Genomic DNA, 19,173 nt, shown 5'->3' with positions numbered 1-19,173 from the left:
GCGATAACCTGCTGAATAATAAATGCTTCCAAACTCATTAATTATTCAAATTTAAAAAACAAACAATGGCTAAGAAAGTCTTTAAAATGGTAAAGCTTCAGGTGAAAGGTGGCGCAGCTAACCCTTCTCCACCAGTAGGTCCAGCATTGGGTTCTGCAGGTGTGAACATCATGGAGTTTTGTAAGCAATTTAACGGAAGAACCCAAGATAAGCCAGGGCAAGTTTTACCTGTAGTAATTACAGTATACGAAGACAAATCTTTTGAATTCGTTATTAAAACTCCACCTGCAGCAATTCAGTTAATGGATGCGGCTAAGATCAAGGGAGGTTCTGGTGAACCAAACAGAAACAAAGTAGGTTCTGTAACTTGGGAACAAGTAAAGAAAATCGCTGAAGATAAAATGGCGGATCTTAACTGTTTTACAATGGACTCTGCAGTTTCTATGGTTGCAGGTACTGCTAGATCTATGGGATTAAGAGTAACAGGAACTAAACCAACTTTTAACGCTTAAAACTATTAGAAATGGCAAAATTGACTAAAAAGCAAAAGGAAGCTTTAAGCAAAGTAGAAAAAGGAAGATTCTATAACCTTGAAGAAGGTTCAGCTCTTGTAAAAGAAGTGAACACTGCAAAGTTTGATGCTTCTGTAGATATCGCTGTAAGATTAGGTGTAGACCCAAGAAAAGCAAACCAAATGGTAAGAGGTGTTGTATCTCTTCCTCATGGTACTGGTAAAGATGTTAAAGTTTTAGCTTTAGTAACTCCAGATAAAGAAGCAGAAGCTAAAGCTGCTGGTGCTGACTATGTAGGTCTTGACGAATATTTACAAAAAATTAAAGAAGGTTGGACAGACGTTGACGTTATCGTAACGATGCCAGCTGTAATGGGTAAATTAGGTCCATTAGGTAGAGTATTAGGTCCAAGAGGTTTAATGCCAAACCCTAAATCAGGAACTGTAACTATGGAAATTGGTAAAGCAGTAACTGAAGTAAAAGCAGGTAAAATTGATTTCAAAGTAGATAAGTATGGTATCATCCATGCTGGTATTGGTAAAGTATCTTTCGATGCTGCTAAGATCAAAGAAAATGCTCAGGAATTAATCCAGACATTGATCAAAATGAAACCAACTGCTGCTAAAGGAACTTATGTGAAGTCTATCTATTTGTCTTCTACAATGAGCCCAGGTATTGCAATTGATACTAAATCTGTTAACTAATATTTAATCCTAAGACAATGACAAAAGACCAAAAAGTTGTAGCGATACAAGAGATCAAAGATTTGCTTCAGGATGCAAAAGTAGTATACGTAGCAGATCTAGAAGGTTTGAACGCTGGTAAATCTTCAGATTTCAGAAGACAGGCTTTCAAACAAAATATCAAAGTAAAAGTTGTAAAAAATACACTTTTACAAAAAGCAATGGAGCAAATTGAAGGAGTAGATTACTCTGAAATGTTCCCATCTTTCAAAGGAAATTCAGCATTAATGATTGCTGATACAGCTAACGCTCCTGCGAAACTTATCCAAGGATTCAGAAAGAAAGAAGAAAAGCCAGCTTTAAAGTCTGCTTTTGTTCAAGAAACTTTCTATATTGGTGACAACAACCTAGATATGTTGGCTAACATCAAGTCTAGAGAAGAAATGATCGGTGAAATCATCGGATTACTTCAGTCTCCAATCCAAAGAGTTGTTTCTGCTCTTCAAAACAAACCTGAAACTGTAGAAGCTAAAGCTGAAGAAGCTGCTCCTGCGGTAGAAGAAACTCCTGCTGAAGCTCCAGAAGCTGCTGCAGAAAGCACTGAAGAAACAAGTGCTGAATAATTATACTCAAAAAATTAAATAAATAATCAACAAAAACATTACAACAATGTCAGATTTAAAAAATTTAGCTGAAACGCTAGTAAACCTAACTGTAAAAGACGTAAACGAATTAGCTGCTATCCTTAAGGATGAGTACGGAATTGAGCCAGCTGCTGCTGCTGTAGTAGTTGCAGGTGGAGCTGCAGGTGAAGCTGCTGAAGAAAAGACTGAATTCGATGTAATTCTTAAGTCTGCAGGTGCTTCTAAATTAGCTATCGTTAAATTAGTAAAAGATTTAACTGGTGCTGGTCTTAAAGAAGCTAAAGATATCGTAGACGGTGCTCCTGCTCCATTGAAGCAAGGTGTATCTAAAGACGAAGCTGAAGCTCTTAAGAAGCAATTAGAAGAAGCTGGTGCTGAAGTAGAATTGAAATAATTTCAATTTTATTATAAATATAAGAAGCCTGAGCATTTGCTCAGGCTTTTTTGTTACTCTTTGTAATTAAACGTAAATTTTTATCTATAAATGTATTTGAATATTTTTGCATTGTATCATATTATATTTTGTTATAATTATTTATTATTCATATTTTAATATGTTTTATTGTTCTTATTTTTATTGTTGAATATTTTTATTTGTTTTTTTTTATTAAAATATTGTTTTGTTTGAAAAATTGTTATATTTGTATTAATAAAAAACACAACAATTGGATAGAAATTATTTTCTTTCCTATGGCCAAATAGTATTTCTTCTATTACTGTCGGCTATAGGAAAACTAAACGCTAGCATTATATCTGCAACGGTAAATGAGCCTGAGTTGCTCTGCCATAATGATGCAGCTGATACCGATCTTTACCCGTATTTATCTGGTATATTTTCACAGAAACTTGTCAGTTCACTGGATTACATGAATTCTCATCATATAAACTATAGTGATCATGTTCCTTATGTCGCTTTTGAAAATTCTTTACAAAGTAGTTTACCAGTTGTCAATGACAAGGATTTCTTTCTTTTGCCTATGAAGGATTTAGAATCTATTCCTACCTGGCATAAATGGAGGTCCCTAAGTTTTGCTGGTCATATTGATATATTAAGTATTATCAGGCAAATAAAAAGATTTTACATCAGTTCCGTTAAACTTATTGATGGGTTTAAGTTCATCATTAAGATCCCTGATAAACTAACCATTTTCCCTATATACTAATTTTCTGATTTTTTCGATCCTGGTAGAGTTTCATTTACAATTTTAAATGAAATAGTCATCGGATTATCCTATCTAAAAAACAAACACAACAAATATCAACTAAAGAATGAAAAACAAATTATTCACATTGGCACTTTTATCTGTCGGATTTTCTTTGTCTGCACAGGTTGGGATTAATACAGGACAACCCCAGGCTACATTTGATGTGGTGGGTTTCCCATCAGATGCTGCTAAACTTGACGGAGTTATTGCTCCAAGGCTTACGGGAGTGCAGTTGAAAGCTAAGAACTATACTGTTGCTCAAACCGGAGCTATAGTGTACGTTACCGTTGCTGAGGCGTCGCCTACCGGGCAAACTGTAGATGTTATAACTCCTGGGTATTATTATTTTGATGGTACTAAATGGGGAAATTTGAATGCAGATTGGCGTACAGTAGGAAACAGCGGTACGGTTGCCACTTCTGCAACGTTAGGTAAAGATATTTCTACAGGAAATTATCTGGGAACCAGTGATGGACAGAATCTGGTTTTGGCTACTCAGAAGAATGTAAAAGGTATACTTGATGTAAATGGAACCCTACAAGGTGGAAATGCTAACGATGCATCAGGTCCTTATGCAGCTTTTTCATGGGGTTCAAACAATATAACCAATTCAACCTCTTCCAATGTTGCCATTGGAAGAAATAATACAGCTACTGCAATTAATGCCAATTTTCCGGCTTTGGCTATTGGTGCCAATAACTCGGCTACAAGTGGCGCAAAGATCATTGGAAATTCCAATACAGCATCAGGAGCTAATCATTTTGTATTTGGAAATTCCAATACAGTGAGTGGAGCAACAGGACTTACATTAGGAAATCTACATAATAACAAGGGAGGGATCGCGATAGGAAGTGGAAATACAGTAGACCCCAATAGTATTGCAGTTGGTTCTGCAAGCTCAGCTGTGGGAGGGAAGGCATTTGTAGTAGGATTTTCCGGAACTGCTAATTCAGGGCAAACAGTATATGCAAACGGGACTCAGGTTTTTTTTGATGAGAATAATGCTGCAACCACTAATGTGGGAATCAATATGGTTCCAAGCTCGGTAAACTTTGCAGATCTTGAAGTAAGTAAAGCCATACAAATTAAAGCTAATGCAAGACCAACCTGTGATGCCTCAAATGCAGGAACTATTATATATGAAGTCTCCTTATCAGTAGGAAACTTTGTGGGATGTAAGCAAACTGGAGCAGGAACTTTTACATGGCAGATCCTTTAACCAAAATTAGAAACACAAACTTTATAAAACAATAAAAAATGACCAAAAAATTATTCGAGAAACTAGCTGTAATGCTTATGACATTAATAATGTCTGCAATAGCATTTGCACAGCAAGGTTATGAACCAATCCGAGGAATGGGGGTAGAAGCAAAACCGGTAAATAATTCCGGGATTTGTCTGGCATGTTATAATGGAAGCATGAATCCGGTGGTGGATGCCAATCTGGATAACAGTGTAAGTATGGGAAATTTTGCTTCTTTAATAAGTGGAAATGGAATCTCTGTAAAGAATAACAATACCATTTATCCGGCAGGGTATATTACCGGATTTAATGTAGATCTGGGAACGAGCTTTATCACGATTGATCTTTTAAGCTCATTAAGAATCAGTACTTATAAAAATGGTGTTCTTCAGGAGACCAGCACAAGCAGTACACTTTTATCAGTACCTGCATTTGGAGGCAGTAAAAACAGAATATTCTTACATTTTAAAACCTCTAAAGAGTTTGATGAAGTAAGATTGTATCAAACCAATGTTCTTTCCGTATTCAGCGCAATGAATGTATATTATGCATTTGCATTTGATCCAACAAGAGTTCCTACAGATAACAATGGGATTTGCGATGATATCATTGCAGGAAGTGGTGTAGATGGTAATGTATCCGGAAGCAGCAGTTTCCTGGCTCCGCTTTCTTATGTTCAGAATAAAGAAAATATTGGTGACGGAAATAAAAATTCTTATGGAAAAATAGTTCTTCCGATAGGATTGTTAGGATCTTATTCGGTAGGTGTTTTAGATAAAAACCAAGTATATCCTGCAGGAAACAGAACAGGGTTTGTTATTGAACCGGACGATCAGGGAAAACTGCTAAGTGCTGAGTTTTTAAAGAATATTACCATTGAAACTTATTTATTTGGTCAGCTTCAGGATTCAAGACAGCTTTCAGATGGTGGTGGGCTAATTAATATTAAGGTTCTTGGATATGGTTCCGGAAAGCAAAAGGTTACTTTAACAACCACTAAGCCTTTCAATGAAGTAAGATTGAAAATTACTCAGACAGTAGGATTCAACCTGGGAGCGCTTAAAGTATATTATGCTTTCGAAGAACCTATTTCTTGTGAATGTGATGATAAAATTCAAACCAGCGGATCAGCGGTACCCGGAAATTTAGTAACTGGATCAAGCTGGACTTCAGGGCCTGGATTCTTAGGTCTTATTTTGGCTAAAATGACAAATCCGGAAGCTATTGTAGATAACAATCCATCCAATTATGCAACAGCAACAGTTCCGGCTGCATCTATCTTCAGTATTTTCTCCGCATTTGCAACAGTAAGCAGTAACACTATGCTTCCTGCTAATACAATGGCTGGATTTACGGTAGAAAAAGCTGGAAATCTTTTGGGAGTAAGTGTTCTGGAAAACATTACAGTAACATTGTACAATGGAAATTATGCAACAGAGACCTTTACAAGTTCAGGAAGTCTTATCAGTGGTAACTTTTTTACCACAAACTCTAATAAATTTTATGTAGGCGGGAAAGCTACTAAACCTTTTAACAGAATGAAAATTACTTTCAATAGTGGTACCGCAGTTCGTATTCCTCAGAGTTACTATATCTATAATGCATTTGCCAGCAAAGATGATGATAATGACGGGGTTCCGAATTGTTTTGACCGTTGCCCGGGAGGTGATGATAGTATTGATAATAATGGTAACGGTATCCCGGATTGTGCAGAAGGATGTACAGTGGTAAATGATAAATCGCCAACATTGGATACAGATGGAGATGGTGTGGTAGATGCCTGTGATTTTGATTCTGATAATGATGGTATTCCGGATTCTATAGAAGATTTTGATAAGAATGCTAAATTTGAAGATGATGACCTGGAAGGTGATATTTTAATTACTCCTATCCTGGGAGATGCTATTCCGAATTATCGTGATCTGGATTCTGATAATGATGGAATTTTAGATCTGTTTGAATCAGGTATTCCTATCTCGGTAATCAACCAAATTGATGCGGATCATAATGGAATTATAGATAACGGGGTTGCTGTAGGTAAGAATGGTTTGGCGGATGTATTGGAAACTTATCCGGATTCCGGAACTCTAAAATATCCAATTAAAAATACAGATGGAGATAATATGCCGGATTTCCTTGATGTAACTTCTAACGGTTCAGATTTTGATCTGTATCAGATAGGAAAAGGCAACTTGGATACATTAGGAGGAGGATTTATCTCTACAATCAATGACAGTGATAAAGATGGTATTCAGGCTGTAGTTGATACGGATCTTGTAAAAAGAGGAGCGCCTAATTCTCCGCTTTCACCATATGCTTCATTGTTGAAAAATGCATTAACAAGTACGGCAAGAAGTACAGGAACTTCAGAAATAACACAAGCTGCCAATGATGTGAAGATCTATCCTAACCCTGTAAAAGCTGGAGAAAACCTTATGGTTACAGCAGCAGAAGAAGGTACTTACACATTGTTCTCTGCAGAAGGAAAAGCTGTAAAATCAGGTAATTTCTCTGCACGTGCAGGTATTGATACCGGTGGATTAGTTACAGGAATTTATATCATTAAGGTAGAAACTAAATCGACTGTGAAGTCTTATAAAGTTATTGTGAAATAATAATAAGGAAACCTAGTGTTAACGAAGGGTTGCTCAGAAATGGGCAATCCTTTTTATTTTTAACTGCCTAAAAATGAGAGAGATTATTTGTAATTATGGATATTTTTTTGTATATTTGCCCCTCTTTTGGCGCGAAAAATTGTTTGTAAATTTATAAAATACTGAAAATCAACTCTTTCATTGTGTAATAGCATGGAAGGGATTTTGTGTTTATAGATATTATGAGTAATACCGTCTCAAAAGTAAGAAAAATATTTTGCATTACGCTGTGAAAAGATATACCAGTGTTGCAGTTAGAAAGAGCCAAGTGCAAAGTTAAAAGCCTTTAAGGTCCTTCGTGAGCGCCAAAAACACTTTTACCTTTTACTTTTACCTTGTTTCTTGCCCTTTTCTGATATTTTTAAATGAATCAAAATATTTTTTAACCCTTTCTTAAAAGTTTTATGAGTAAAACAAAATCAACAACTCAAGGAAATCCGAGAATTAATTTCTCATCAGCGAAAGGAAAAATTGTAACTCCAGACTTCTTGGACATCCAGATCGAGTCTTTCAGAGAATTTTTCCAGCTTGATACACTTCCTGAAGCCAGAAAGAACGAAGCTCTTTACAAGACTTTCCAAGAGAATTTCCCAATTACGGATTCAAGAAACCAATTCGTATTAGAATTCTTAGACTATCTGGTAGATTCTCCACGTTATTCAATTGATGAGTGTGTGGAAAGAGGACTTACTTATTCAGTTCCTCTAAAAGCAAGACTTAAACTGTACTGTACTGACCCGGAACATGAAGATTTCCAAACAGTGGTTCAGGACGTATATTTAGGTCCGGTTCCTTACATGACTCCTTCTGGTTCATTCATTATCAATGGAGCAGAGCGTGTAATCGTAACTCAGTTACACAGATCTCCGGGGGTATTCTTCGGACAGACTTACCACGCTAACGGAACCAAACTTTACTATTCAAGAATTATCCCTTTCAAAGGATCTTGGATGGAATTTACAACTGATATCAACAGCGTAATGTACGCGTATATCGACCGTAAGAAAAAGTTACCATTAACAACTTTATTAAGAGCTATCGGTTACGAATCTGATAAGGATATCCTTCAGATCTTCGACCTTGCTGAAGAAGTAAAAGTTTCTAAAGCTGCCCTTAAAAAAGTAGAAGGGAGAACATTGGCTGCGAGAGTATTGAACACTTGGTTCGAAGATTTCGTAGACGAAGATACAGGTGAAGTAGTTTCTATCGAAAGAAACGAAATCATCTTAGATAGAGAGACTATCCTTGAAAAAGAACACTTAGATCTTATCCTGGATGCTGGTGTGAAATCTATCCTGATTCACAAAGAAAACAGCAATGAATTCTCTATCATTCAGAATACATTACAAAAGGACCCTACAAACTCTGAAAAAGAGGCAGTAGAGTACATCTATCGTCAGTTAAGAAACGCAGATCCGCCAGATGAGGAAACTGCAAGAGGAATCATTGAAAAATTATTCTTCTCTGAGCAGAGATACTCTTTAGGTGAAGTAGGACGTTACAGACTAAACAAAAAGTTAGGTCTTAACATCCCTACTACAACTGAGGTGCTTACAAAAGAAGATATCATTGCGATTGTAAGACACTTAATTGAGCTTGTAAACTCTAAAGCAGAGGTGGATGACATCGACCACTTATCTAACAGAAGAATTAAAACTGTTGGTGAGCAATTAGCAGGACAGTTCGGAGTAGGTCTTTCAAGAATTGCAAGAACAATCAAGGAGAGAATGAACGTTAGAGATAACGAAATCTTTACTCCACTTGACCTTGTTAACGCTAAGACTTTAACATCTGTAATCAACTCATTCTTCGGTACCAACCAGCTATCTCAGTTCATGGACCAAACCAACCCACTATCAGAGATCACTCACAAGAGAAGATTATCTGCACTAGGGCCTGGTGGTTTATCAAGAGAAAGAGCAGGTTTCGAGGTTCGAGACGTTCACCATACCCACTACGGAAGAATCTGTCCGATTGAAACTCCGGAAGGACCAAACATCGGTTTGATTTCATCTTTAGGTATTTATGCGAAAATCAACAACCTTGGTTTCATCGAAACTCCATATAGAAAAGTAGAAAACGGTAAGATTGATCTTAACGCTGCTCCTATTTATCTTAATGCAGAAGACGAAGAAGCTAAAGTAATTGCTCAGGCAAACGTTGAATTGAGTGATAATGGTGAATTCGAAACAGACAGAATTATTGCAAGACTAGATGGTGATTATCCGGTAGTAGAACCTAACCAGGTTGACCTTATCGATGTAGCACCAAACCAGATTTCCGGTATTTCCGCTTCGTTAATTCCATTCCTGGAGCATGATGATGCGAACCGTGCATTGATGGGATCTAACATGATGCGTCAGGCCGTTCCTTTATTGAAGCCACAGGCTCCAATTGTTGGTACAGGGCTTGAGCAGCAAGTTGCAAGAGATTCAAGAATTTTAATTAACGCTGAAGGTACAGGTACTGTAGAGTACGTAGATGCTGACAAAATCGTTATTAAATATGAAAGAAGTGAAGACGAAGATTTAGTACAATTCGAGTCTGCTACTAAAACATACAACCTTACTAAGTTCAGAAAAACTAACCAGAGTACAACCATTACCCTAAGACCAAACGTAAGAGTAGGTGATGTAGTGGAAAAAGGACAGGTACTTTGCGACGGTTATGCTACTGAAAAAGGAGAATTAGCTCTTGGTAGAAACTTAGTGGTAGCGTTCATGCCTTGGAAAGGATACAACTTCGAGGATGCGATCGTAATCAACGAAAAAGTTGTACGTGAAGACTGGTTTACTTCAATCCACGTAGATGAATATTCATTAGAAGTTCGTGATACTAAATTAGGTATGGAAGAACTTACAGCTGATATTCCAAACGTTTCTGAAGAAGCTACTAAAGATCTTGACGAGAACGGTATGATCAGAATCGGTGCTGAAGTGAAGCCTGGAGATATCATGATTGGTAAAATTACTCCAAAAGGTGAATCTGACCCGACTCCTGAAGAAAAACTTCTTAGAGCAATCTTCGGTGATAAAGCTGGTGATGTAAAAGATGCATCATTAAAAGCTGACTCTTCATTAAGAGGGGTAGTTATCAACAAGAAATTGTTCTCTAGAAACATTAAAGATAAAAAGAAAAGAACTGAAGAAAAACTTAAACTTGAAGAAATTGAAAACACTTACAAGGCTAAGTTTGACGAGTTGAGAAACACTTTAATTGAAAAATTAAATACACTGGTAAGCGGTAAAACTTCTCAAGGGGTACAAAATGACCTTGATGAAGAGATTATCGGTAAAGGTGTGAAGTTCACTCACAAGCTATTAACTTCAGTTGAAGATTATGTAAACGTTAGCGGTTCAGACTGGACAGTAGACGCTGACAAGAATGAATTGATCAAGCAATTGATTCACAATTACAAAATCAAATATAACGACATCCAGGGAGTTAAAAACCGTGAGAAATTCGCCATTTCAATCGGAGATGAGCTTCCAGCTGGTATCATGAAGTTGGCTAAAGTTTACATCGCTAAGAAACGTAAACTGAACGTAGGGGATAAAATGGCAGGACGTCACGGTAACAAAGGTATCGTATCAAGAATCGTTCGTGAAGAAGATATGCCATTCCTTGAAGACGGAACACCAGTAGATATCGTATTGAATCCACTTGGGGTACCTTCCCGTATGAACATCGGACAGATTTATGAAACAGTTCTTGGATGGGCTGGTCAGAAATTAGGAATGAAGTTCGCTACGCCAATCTTCGATGGTGCTAGCCTTGATCAGATTACTGAGTACACTGAGAAAGCAGGTCTTCCTAAATTCGGCCACACTCACCTTTATGATGGTGGTACCGGAGAAAGATTTACACAGGCAGCTACGGTGGGTGTTATCTACATGCTGAAACTAGGACACATGGTTGATGATAAGATGCACGCACGTTCTATTGGTCCTTACTCATTGATTACTCAGCAGCCGTTAGGAGGTAAAGCTCAGTTCGGAGGTCAGAGATTCGGAGAGATGGAGGTTTGGGCACTTGAAGCATTCGGTGCATCTAACATCCTGAGAGAGATCCTTACTGTGAAGTCGGATGACGTGATTGGTAGAGCAAAAACTTATGAAGCAATTGCAAAAGGTGAATCTATGCCTGAACCAGGTATTCCGGAATCATTCAACGTATTACTTCACGAGTTACAAGGTCTTGGATTAGACGTAAGATTGGAGGAGTAAGATATCAGATGTCAGACACAAGATGTCAGACTATGGCACTCTAAGAATTTTATAATCCTTGAATTTGGAATGATGATTTCGTCTGAAATCTGAAATCTGAAATCTAAAATCTAAAAAAAATTATGTCAAATAAAAATAAATCAAGTAGATTTAATAAAATAACCATCGGTTTAGCTTCACCGGAGTCTATTTTACAGGACTCAAGAGGGGAGGTTTTAAAGCCGGAAACTATTAACTACAGAACTCACAAGCCTGAAAGAGACGGGCTATTTTGTGAGAAAATCTTTGGTCCTGTAAAGGATTACGAATGTGCTTGTGGTAAATACAAGAGAATTCGTTACAAAGGGATCGTTTGTGACCGTTGTGGAGTAGAAGTTACTGAGAAAAAAGTAAGAAGAGAGAGAATCGGGCACATCAACCTTGTAGTTCCAATTGCACACATCTGGTATTTCCGTTCATTACCAAACAAAATCGGATACCTTCTTGGAATTCCTTCTAAGAAATTAGATATGATCATCTACTACGAAAGATATGTAGTGATTCAACAAGGTATTGCTAAGAAATTAGACGGTTCTGATTTCGAGAATATGGAATTCCTTACAGAAGAAGAGTACCTTGATATCATGGAAACTCTTCCAATCGAGAACCAATATCTTGATGATTCTGATCCGAACAAATTCATCGCTAAAATGGGTGCTGAAGCGGTTGAAGAATTATTAAAGAGAATTGACCTTGATGCATTGTCTTTCGACTTGAGACACAAAGCTCACAATGAAGGATCTAAGCAAAGAAGAACTGAAGCTCTTAAGAGATTGAACGTTGTAGAAGCATTAAGAGGTGCTAATACAAGAATGATCAACAGACCAGAGTGGATGATTATGCGTGTTCTTCCAGTTATCCCACCGGAACTAAGACCATTGGTTCCATTGGATGGAGGACGTTTCGCAACTTCTGACTTAAATGACCTTTATAGAAGAGTTATCATCAGAAATAACCGTTTGAAGAGATTATTGGAGATCAAAGCTCCTGAAGTAATCCTGAGAAACGAGAAGCGTATGCTTCAGGAATCAGTAGATTCATTATTCGATAACACAAGAAAATCTTCTGCAGTAAAATCTGAATCAAACAGACCATTGAAATCACTTTCTGATTCATTGAAAGGTAAGCAAGGTCGTTTCCGTCAGAACTTACTAGGGAAAAGGGTTGACTACTCTGCGCGTTCGGTAATTGTTGTAGGTCCAAACTTACAGCTTCACGAATGTGGTATCCCTAAAGATATGGCAGCTGAACTTTACAAACCATTCATCATTAGAAAACTAATCGAGAGAGGAATTGTAAAAACAGTAAAATCTGCGAAGAGAATTATCGATAGAAAAGAACCAGTAGTTTATGATATCCTTGAAAACGTGATGAAAGGTCACCCGGTACTATTGAACAGGGCACCTACTCTTCACAGACTGGGTATTCAGGCTTTCCAACCTAAGATGATCGAAGGTAAGGCAATCCAGCTACACCCGTTAGTAACTACGGCCTTCAATGCCGATTTCGATGGTGACCAGATGGCGGTACACTTGCCGTTAGGACCAGAAGCGATCCTTGAAGCTCAGTTATTAATGCTAGGTTCTCAAAACATCTTGAACCCTGCAAACGGTTCTCCAATTACAGTACCATCTCAGGACATGGTTCTTGGTCTTTATTTCATGACTAAAGAATTAAGTTCTACAGAAGATATGAAAGTAAAAGGGGAAGGTCTTGCATTCTATTCTCCTGAGGAAGCGGAAATCGCTTATGCAGAAGGAAAAGTTTCTCTAAATGCTAAGGTAAGATGTAAATTGCCTGTTAAGGAAAACGGAGAAATCGTAACAAGACTGATTGAAACTACTGTAGGTAGAATCTTATTCAACCAGATTGTACCAAAACAGGTAGGATATATTAATGAGCTTCTTACTAAGAAATCATTAAGAAACGTTATCGGTAAGATTCTTGCTGATACGGATTTCCCTACAACCGTGAAGTTCCTGGATGCAATGAAAGATCTAGGGTATTCAAACGCATTCAAAGGAGGTCTGTCTTTCTCACTTGGAGATATTGTAGTTCCTGTTGAGAAAAAACAGATGATTGCACAATCAATCGAAACTGTAGACGAAATTAGAGCTAACTATAACATGGGTCTAATTACCGATACAGAACGTTATAACCAGGTAATCGACGTTTGGACTAACACCAACGCCGGATTAACTGAAATGATCATGAGCAGAATGAAAACTGACCAAGGTGGTTTCAACTCTGTATACATGATGCTTGACTCTGGGGCGAGGGGTTCTAAGGAACAGATCCGTCAGTTATCAGGGATGAGAGGTTTGATGGCGAAACCGCAAAAAGCTGGTTCTACCGGTGCGGAGATCATCGAAAACCCGATCCTTGCAAACTTTAAGGAAGGTCTTTCCATCTTAGAGTACTTTATCTCTACCCACGGTGCTCGTAAGGGTCTTGCGGATACCGCTCTTAAAACTGCCGATGCTGGTTACCTAACCAGAAGATTGGTAGACGTTGCACAGGACGTTATCGTTACAGAAGATGACTGTGGAACATTAAGAGGAACTGAAGTTACTGCACTTAAGAAAAATGACGAGATCGTTGAAAAAATCTCTGAAAGAATCTTAGGTAGAGTATCTCTTCACAATATCTATGATCCTGAAACTGATGAGTTAATCACTGAAGCAGATCAGGTAATCACTGAGCAATTAGCTAAGAGAATTGAAGAAGCAGGATTAGAAGCAGTTGAAGTACGTTCTCCACTTACTTGTGAAGCTAAGAAAGGTATCTGTGCGAAATGTTACGGTAGAAACTTAGCAACAGGTAAGATGATCCATATGGGTGAAGCGGTAGGTGTAATTGCAGCACAGTCAATTGGGGAGCCAGGTACTCAGCTTACGTTGAGAACCTTCCACCAAGGGGGTACTGCAGGAAACGTATCAGAAAACCCATCTATCGTGGCAAGAAGAGACGGTATCGTTGAAATGGATGAAGTAAGAACAATTACTTCTGAAGATGAAAACGGTAATACAGCTGAGGTTGTGGTTTCCCGTTCAACAGAATTTAGATTAGTTGCTGACAATGATTCCAGAACTCCATTAATGGTAGCTAACGTACCTTACGGATCTATTCTATCTGTGAAACCAGGTGATAAAGTGAAGAAAGGGGATACGATCTGTAGATGGGATCCGTATAACGCGGTAATTATTGCTGAAACTTCAGGTAAGGTAGAATACGAGGATATCATCCAGGGTATTTCATTCCAACTTGAAATTGACGAACAAACAGGATTCGAAGAGAAAGTAATCTCTGAATCAAGAAATAAGAAAGCCGTACCTACCTTGAAGGTGGTAGACTCTAAAGGAGTTGAGCAAAAAGCTTACAACTTACCGGTAGGAGCCCACTTAATGGTAAACGATGGTGAGAAAATTAAGGCTGGTAAAGTCCTAATCAAGATCCCAAGAAAATCTGCAAAAGCAGGGGATATCACCGGAGGTCTTCCGAGAGTTACCGAATTATTCGAAGCAAGAAACCCTTCAAACCCAGCGGTTGTTACTGAAATCGACGGGGTAGTTTCTTACGGAAAAATTAAGAGAGGTAACCGTGAATTGATCGTTGAAGCTAAAACTGGAGAAAGAAAAATTTACTTGGTTAAATTATCCAACCAGATATTAGTACAGGAGAATGACTTCGTGAGAGCTGGTTCGCCACTTTCTGACGGTTCAATCACTCCAGACGATATCTTAAGAATTAAAGGCCCAACAGCTGTTCAGGAATACTTAGTAAATGAGATCCAGGAAGTTTACCGTCTACAGGGGGTAAAAATCGACGACAAGCACTTCGAAATCATTGTAAGACAAATGATGACCAAGGTATCTATCGTGGATGGAGGTGATACTCAATTCCTTGAAGGAGCTCTTGAGCATAAGTATGACTTCTTGGAAGAAAACAACAGAGTATTCGGTCTTAAAGTAGTAGTAGATGCTGGTGATTCTAAAGAATTCAAGCCAGGTCAGATGATTACTGCAAGAGAATTAAGAGACGAAAACTCTAAGTTGAAGCGTGAAGATTTAGCGTTGGTAGAAGTAAGAGAAGCTCTTCCTGCTACAGCAACTCCTGTATTACAAGGTATTACAAGAGCGGCCCTTCAAACGAAATCTTTCATGTCTGCAGCATCATTCCAGGAAACAACTAAAGTTCTTAACGAAGCAGCAGTTGCTGGTAAGATAGACGATCTTAACGGTCTTAAAGAAAATGTAATTGTAGGACACAGAATTCCTGCAGGTACAGGTCTTAAAGAGTATCAGAACGTTATTGTAGGTTCTAAGAAAGAATTCGAGGACCTTAACTAAAATTAATGATTTGAAATTTGGGATTTGAAATTATTTTTATATTTTCACAATCTCAAATTTCGAATTTTAAAAACATAATTTATAACAATGGACAACAATCAAAATCCACAAGACGGAAACATCAACATCGAATTAAACGAAATGGTAGCTGCTGGTATCTATGCTAACTTAGCTTTAGTAAACCACTCTCCATCTGAATTTGTAGTAGACTTTATTCAGTTGATGCCAGGTGTTCAGCAGGCTAAAGTAAGATCAAGAGTAATTCTTGCTCCACTTCACGCTAAAAGAGTTTTAAGCGCTCTTCAACAGAACATCGCTAACTACGAGCAGCAGTTTGGAGAAATCAAAGAAGTTGAGCCTTTCGTATTAGGAGGAAACAACGTACAAGCTTAAGATTTTTCTTACAATAAAATAAGAATGCCCTGGTTTTTATCAGGGCATTTTTTTGTGGTATTTTGTTTACGGAGGAATTGCCAAATAAGGTATAAATAAAATTAATAGATTAATTATTGTTGAAATCAGATGCGTTAATTGATTGAAAGTTTTGGTACTTAGCTTTTTTAAACGAATAATTAATTCACAAAGTTGTTCTTTTTTATGAATGATTGCGTTTTTCATAATTCTACCTCTGATATAGACTTATAAAATATTCAAAATGCAATGCTTTTTAATTTTATTCATTTTAAATATAAATTGAATGAATTAAGTTAATATGGGTTAAAATATTTGATTTTTCTTAATTAAATTTGCGAAAAATTGAAAGGAATGAAACTCTATCCTATTGCAGCTGCTTTACTTTGCATTAATATGTATGCTCAGCAGCAAAATAAGCCTCAGGCTAATCAAAAGCACTTGCAGGAGCTTTATGTTAAATATGAAAAAGACATTAAGAAAGCACATAAGAATGCTAAGTTAATGGGAACTCCTCCGGATTTATATAATGAGGAGGATTATAAAAGAACCATGGATCCTGTTACGGGAAATGTTAATTTTGAAAAACTGGCAAAGGTAAACAAGGATATTTTAACGGGACAGTACAAAGCTGCTCAACCCATGTCTTTTATTTCCGGAAACCAGGGATCGGCTACAGGAAAAATAATTAATGAACCCTGGATTGAGAGAGGGCCTTATAATGTAGGAGGAAGAACAAGAGCAATCATGTATGATCCTAATGATCCTGCAGGTAAAAGAGTTTTTGCAGGTGGAGTGTCAGGAGGCCTTTGGGTAAATCAGGATCCTTCAGTGAGTACAAACGAGTGGCAGCCTTTAAGTACATTCTGGGCAAATACCTCTGTGGTATGCATTACTTATGATCCCAACAATTCCCAGACATTTTATGTAGGTACGGGAGAATCATCAACTACTGATGTTGTAGGCTCAGGAATCTGGAAAACTACAGATGGCGGCGCTACATGGACTCAGATTTTTACCGTTCCGGTTACTTATTCTGCTAATGGAGTAAGAAATGGAAATTTTTACATCAATGATATTAAAGTAAGAAATAATAACGGGGTTTCAGAGATATATGCAGGAGTAAGCGGTTCTTATGTTGGTATATCCTTTAATGATGGATGGCAAGGACTAAGCCAGGCAGGATTGTATAAATCTGTAGACGGCGGGGCAACATTTACCAAAAATACCAACCTGCTGGCAATGAATACAACAACAAATGTAGTAAGTACAACAGGATATTCTATCCAGCAAATAGAAATTGCCGCTGATAATTCTATATGGCTTTCTACAAGGAGTTCCAGATTTACAAATATAGATTCAGGAGGTAGAATTTTTAAATCTACTGATGGAAATACTTTCACTCAAATCTATAATGTAGGAAATACTGGCTCAAGAGTTAATTTTACGCTTTCGAAAACGGATGCCAATAAAGCTTATGCTTTTATGCAGGGAGTAGGAACTGCGGAGCCTATCAGAATTGTGAAAACTGCTGATGGCGGAGCTACATGGCAGTCTACTTCTGATGTACCACAGGTTATTAAATTACCTACAGCTACAGATGCCAGTATTCCGGCCAATGACTTTACACGAGGACAATCTTTTTATGATCTGGTTATAAAAGCAGATCCTCTGAATGATAATACACTGTACATTGGAGGTATTGATTTATTCAAATCCACAGACGGCGGAATGAACTGGACGCAGATTTCAAAATGGTCCAATAACAATAATATGGCTAATTTGGCTGTTTCTACGGTACATGCCGATCAGCATGCTATAGTATTTAATCCATTCAATAATTACGGTACAGGGCAAATGATGTTTGGAAATGATGGAGGAATCTTTTTTGCCGCAAATAAAGAAAATATTGGTGCTGTTGGAGGTATGGTTGCAAGGAATACAAGATACAATGTAACCCAGTTCTATGGGGCTGTACTTAACCCTACAAAAACACCTGCCAATGAAGAATTATTGGCTGGAGCGCAGGATAACGGATCATGGTGGCTGTATGGTGTACCTCAGGCTAATAATTTCTTAACTACACAAGCCGCTACCGGAGGAGACGGAATGTATCCTGAATATGATGATCAGGATAATTATGAAATTTCCAGCTATACCAATAATAGTCATTATTTACTGAATTCCACACCATATGCCAATTATCTGATTACAACTTCTGCCAACAGAAATATGGGACATTTCGTAAACGAAATTGCATTGGATAGAATGAATGATGTTTTCTATTCTTACCGCTCAGGGCTTACGCTTTTCAGAACAGCCGGGCTTAGCAGTACCGCGACTACATTCACCAATGATCAGATTAATGTAGGAACAGCACAGACTGGCGAACAAGTTTCGTGGCTTAAAATTTCTCCTCATACAAAAACATCCTCTACACTCTTTGTAGGAACTAACCTGGGAAGACTTTTTAAAATTACCAATGCCAACACTCCATCATATACATCTACTGCTTTAACATCACCTGCTGCAGGAACAATTTCAGATATAGAATTTGGAGCTAATGAAAATGAAATTTTACTAACCTTATCTAATTATAATCAGATTAGCGTATTCTATTCAACAGATGGTGGAACATCATGGCAGAATAAAGAAGGTAACCTGCCAGATATGCCGGTAAGAACTATCCTAAGAAATCCGGATGATCCTAATGAAGTATTAGTAGGTACAGAGTTGGGAGTATGGGGAACAGGAAATTTCCTTTCCGGAGCACCTACATGGTCATCAGTAACAGGAAATATTGGGAACGTAAGAGTAACAAACCTGGATTACAGACCTTCCACAAAAACAGTTTTGGTTTCTACTTATGGAAGAGGAGCATGGACAACTCAAAATACCAATACTAACCTGGCGACTTCAGAAACTACAGCGGTATCTCCAAGAACGGCGAACAGAGTTTATCCTAATCCATCCAAAGGAATTGCCCGTTTAAGATTTAATAATACCAATCATAGTACTGTAGATATCAGCATATTTGATAAGGCTGGAAGATTGGTATATAGCAAGAAGAATGTAAAGTCTGATGAAGAATTCGGACAGAAAATGACTCCGGGAACTTATATTCTGAAAGCTGAAGATAAAGGAGAAATCATATTTAATGGTAACTTCCTGGTAATTGGACATACCGAAGGTGATGATGATTAAAAA

11 protein-coding genes are annotated in these 19,173 nt (G+C 37.7%); all 11 read left to right on the top strand.

Annotated elements, in window-relative coordinates:
* Window positions 1-65 precede the first annotated feature (65 nt).
* Complete coding sequence (rplK, locus tag BBH99_RS06935; protein ID WP_047099700.1) at window positions 66-512, top strand: 50S ribosomal protein L11; 447 nt, start codon at window positions 66-68, stop codon at window positions 510-512.
* A gap of 11 nt (window positions 513-523) precedes the next feature.
* Window positions 524-1,216, top strand: coding sequence for a 50S ribosomal protein L1 (gene rplA, locus BBH99_RS06930; protein ID WP_066693832.1), 693 nt, complete (start codon window positions 524-526; stop codon window positions 1,214-1,216).
* Window positions 1,217-1,233: 17 nt separating this feature from the next.
* Window positions 1,234-1,818 (top strand): 50S ribosomal protein L10, encoded by a 585-nt coding sequence (rplJ, locus tag BBH99_RS06925; protein WP_066693829.1) that lies wholly within the window; start codon window positions 1,234-1,236, stop codon window positions 1,816-1,818.
* A gap of 46 nt (window positions 1,819-1,864) precedes the next feature.
* Window positions 1,865-2,233: a 50S ribosomal protein L7/L12 gene (gene rplL, locus BBH99_RS06920; protein ID WP_066693827.1), complete on the top strand. Its 369-nt coding sequence runs from the start codon at window positions 1,865-1,867 to the stop codon at window positions 2,231-2,233.
* A 271-nt stretch (window positions 2,234-2,504) separates the two neighbouring features.
* The gene (locus BBH99_RS06915) at window positions 2,505-3,002 is read left to right on the top strand and encodes a hypothetical protein (protein WP_066693825.1); all 498 of its coding nucleotides are present in this window, start codon (window positions 2,505-2,507) and stop codon (window positions 3,000-3,002) included.
* A gap of 106 nt (window positions 3,003-3,108) precedes the next feature.
* Window positions 3,109-4,263 carry a hypothetical protein gene (locus BBH99_RS06910; RefSeq protein WP_066693822.1) on the top strand — a complete coding sequence of 385 codons (1,155 nt, stop codon included), beginning with the start codon at window positions 3,109-3,111 and terminating at the stop codon, window positions 4,261-4,263.
* A gap of 38 nt (window positions 4,264-4,301) precedes the next feature.
* Complete coding sequence (locus BBH99_RS06905; RefSeq protein ID WP_066693820.1) at window positions 4,302-6,902, top strand: T9SS type A sorting domain-containing protein; 2,601 nt, start codon at window positions 4,302-4,304, stop codon at window positions 6,900-6,902.
* Window positions 6,903-7,345: 443 nt separating this feature from the next.
* Window positions 7,346-11,167 (top strand): DNA-directed RNA polymerase subunit beta, encoded by a 3,822-nt coding sequence (rpoB, locus tag BBH99_RS06900; RefSeq protein ID WP_066693818.1) that lies wholly within the window; start codon window positions 7,346-7,348, stop codon window positions 11,165-11,167.
* A 122-nt stretch (window positions 11,168-11,289) separates the two neighbouring features.
* Window positions 11,290-15,555 carry a DNA-directed RNA polymerase subunit beta' gene (rpoC, locus tag BBH99_RS06895; protein WP_066693816.1) on the top strand — a complete coding sequence of 1,422 codons (4,266 nt, stop codon included), beginning with the start codon at window positions 11,290-11,292 and terminating at the stop codon, window positions 15,553-15,555.
* 87 nt (window positions 15,556-15,642) lie between these two features.
* A complete protein-coding gene (locus BBH99_RS06890; RefSeq protein WP_027375539.1) occupies window positions 15,643-15,948 on the top strand; it encodes a DUF3467 domain-containing protein in 306 nt (101 codons plus the stop codon).
* Window positions 15,949-16,320: 372 nt separating this feature from the next.
* On the top strand, window positions 16,321-19,170 hold the full coding sequence (locus BBH99_RS06885) for a T9SS type A sorting domain-containing protein (RefSeq protein ID WP_083188769.1): 2,850 nt from the start codon (window positions 16,321-16,323) through the stop codon (window positions 19,168-19,170).
* Window positions 19,171-19,173 lie beyond the last annotated feature (3 nt).

The sequence above is a fragment of the Chryseobacterium contaminans genome (genome assembly GCF_001684955.1).
GTDB lineage: Bacteria > Bacteroidota > Bacteroidia > Flavobacteriales > Weeksellaceae > Chryseobacterium > Chryseobacterium contaminans.
This window is presented reverse-complemented; position numbering and strand designations above follow the sequence as displayed.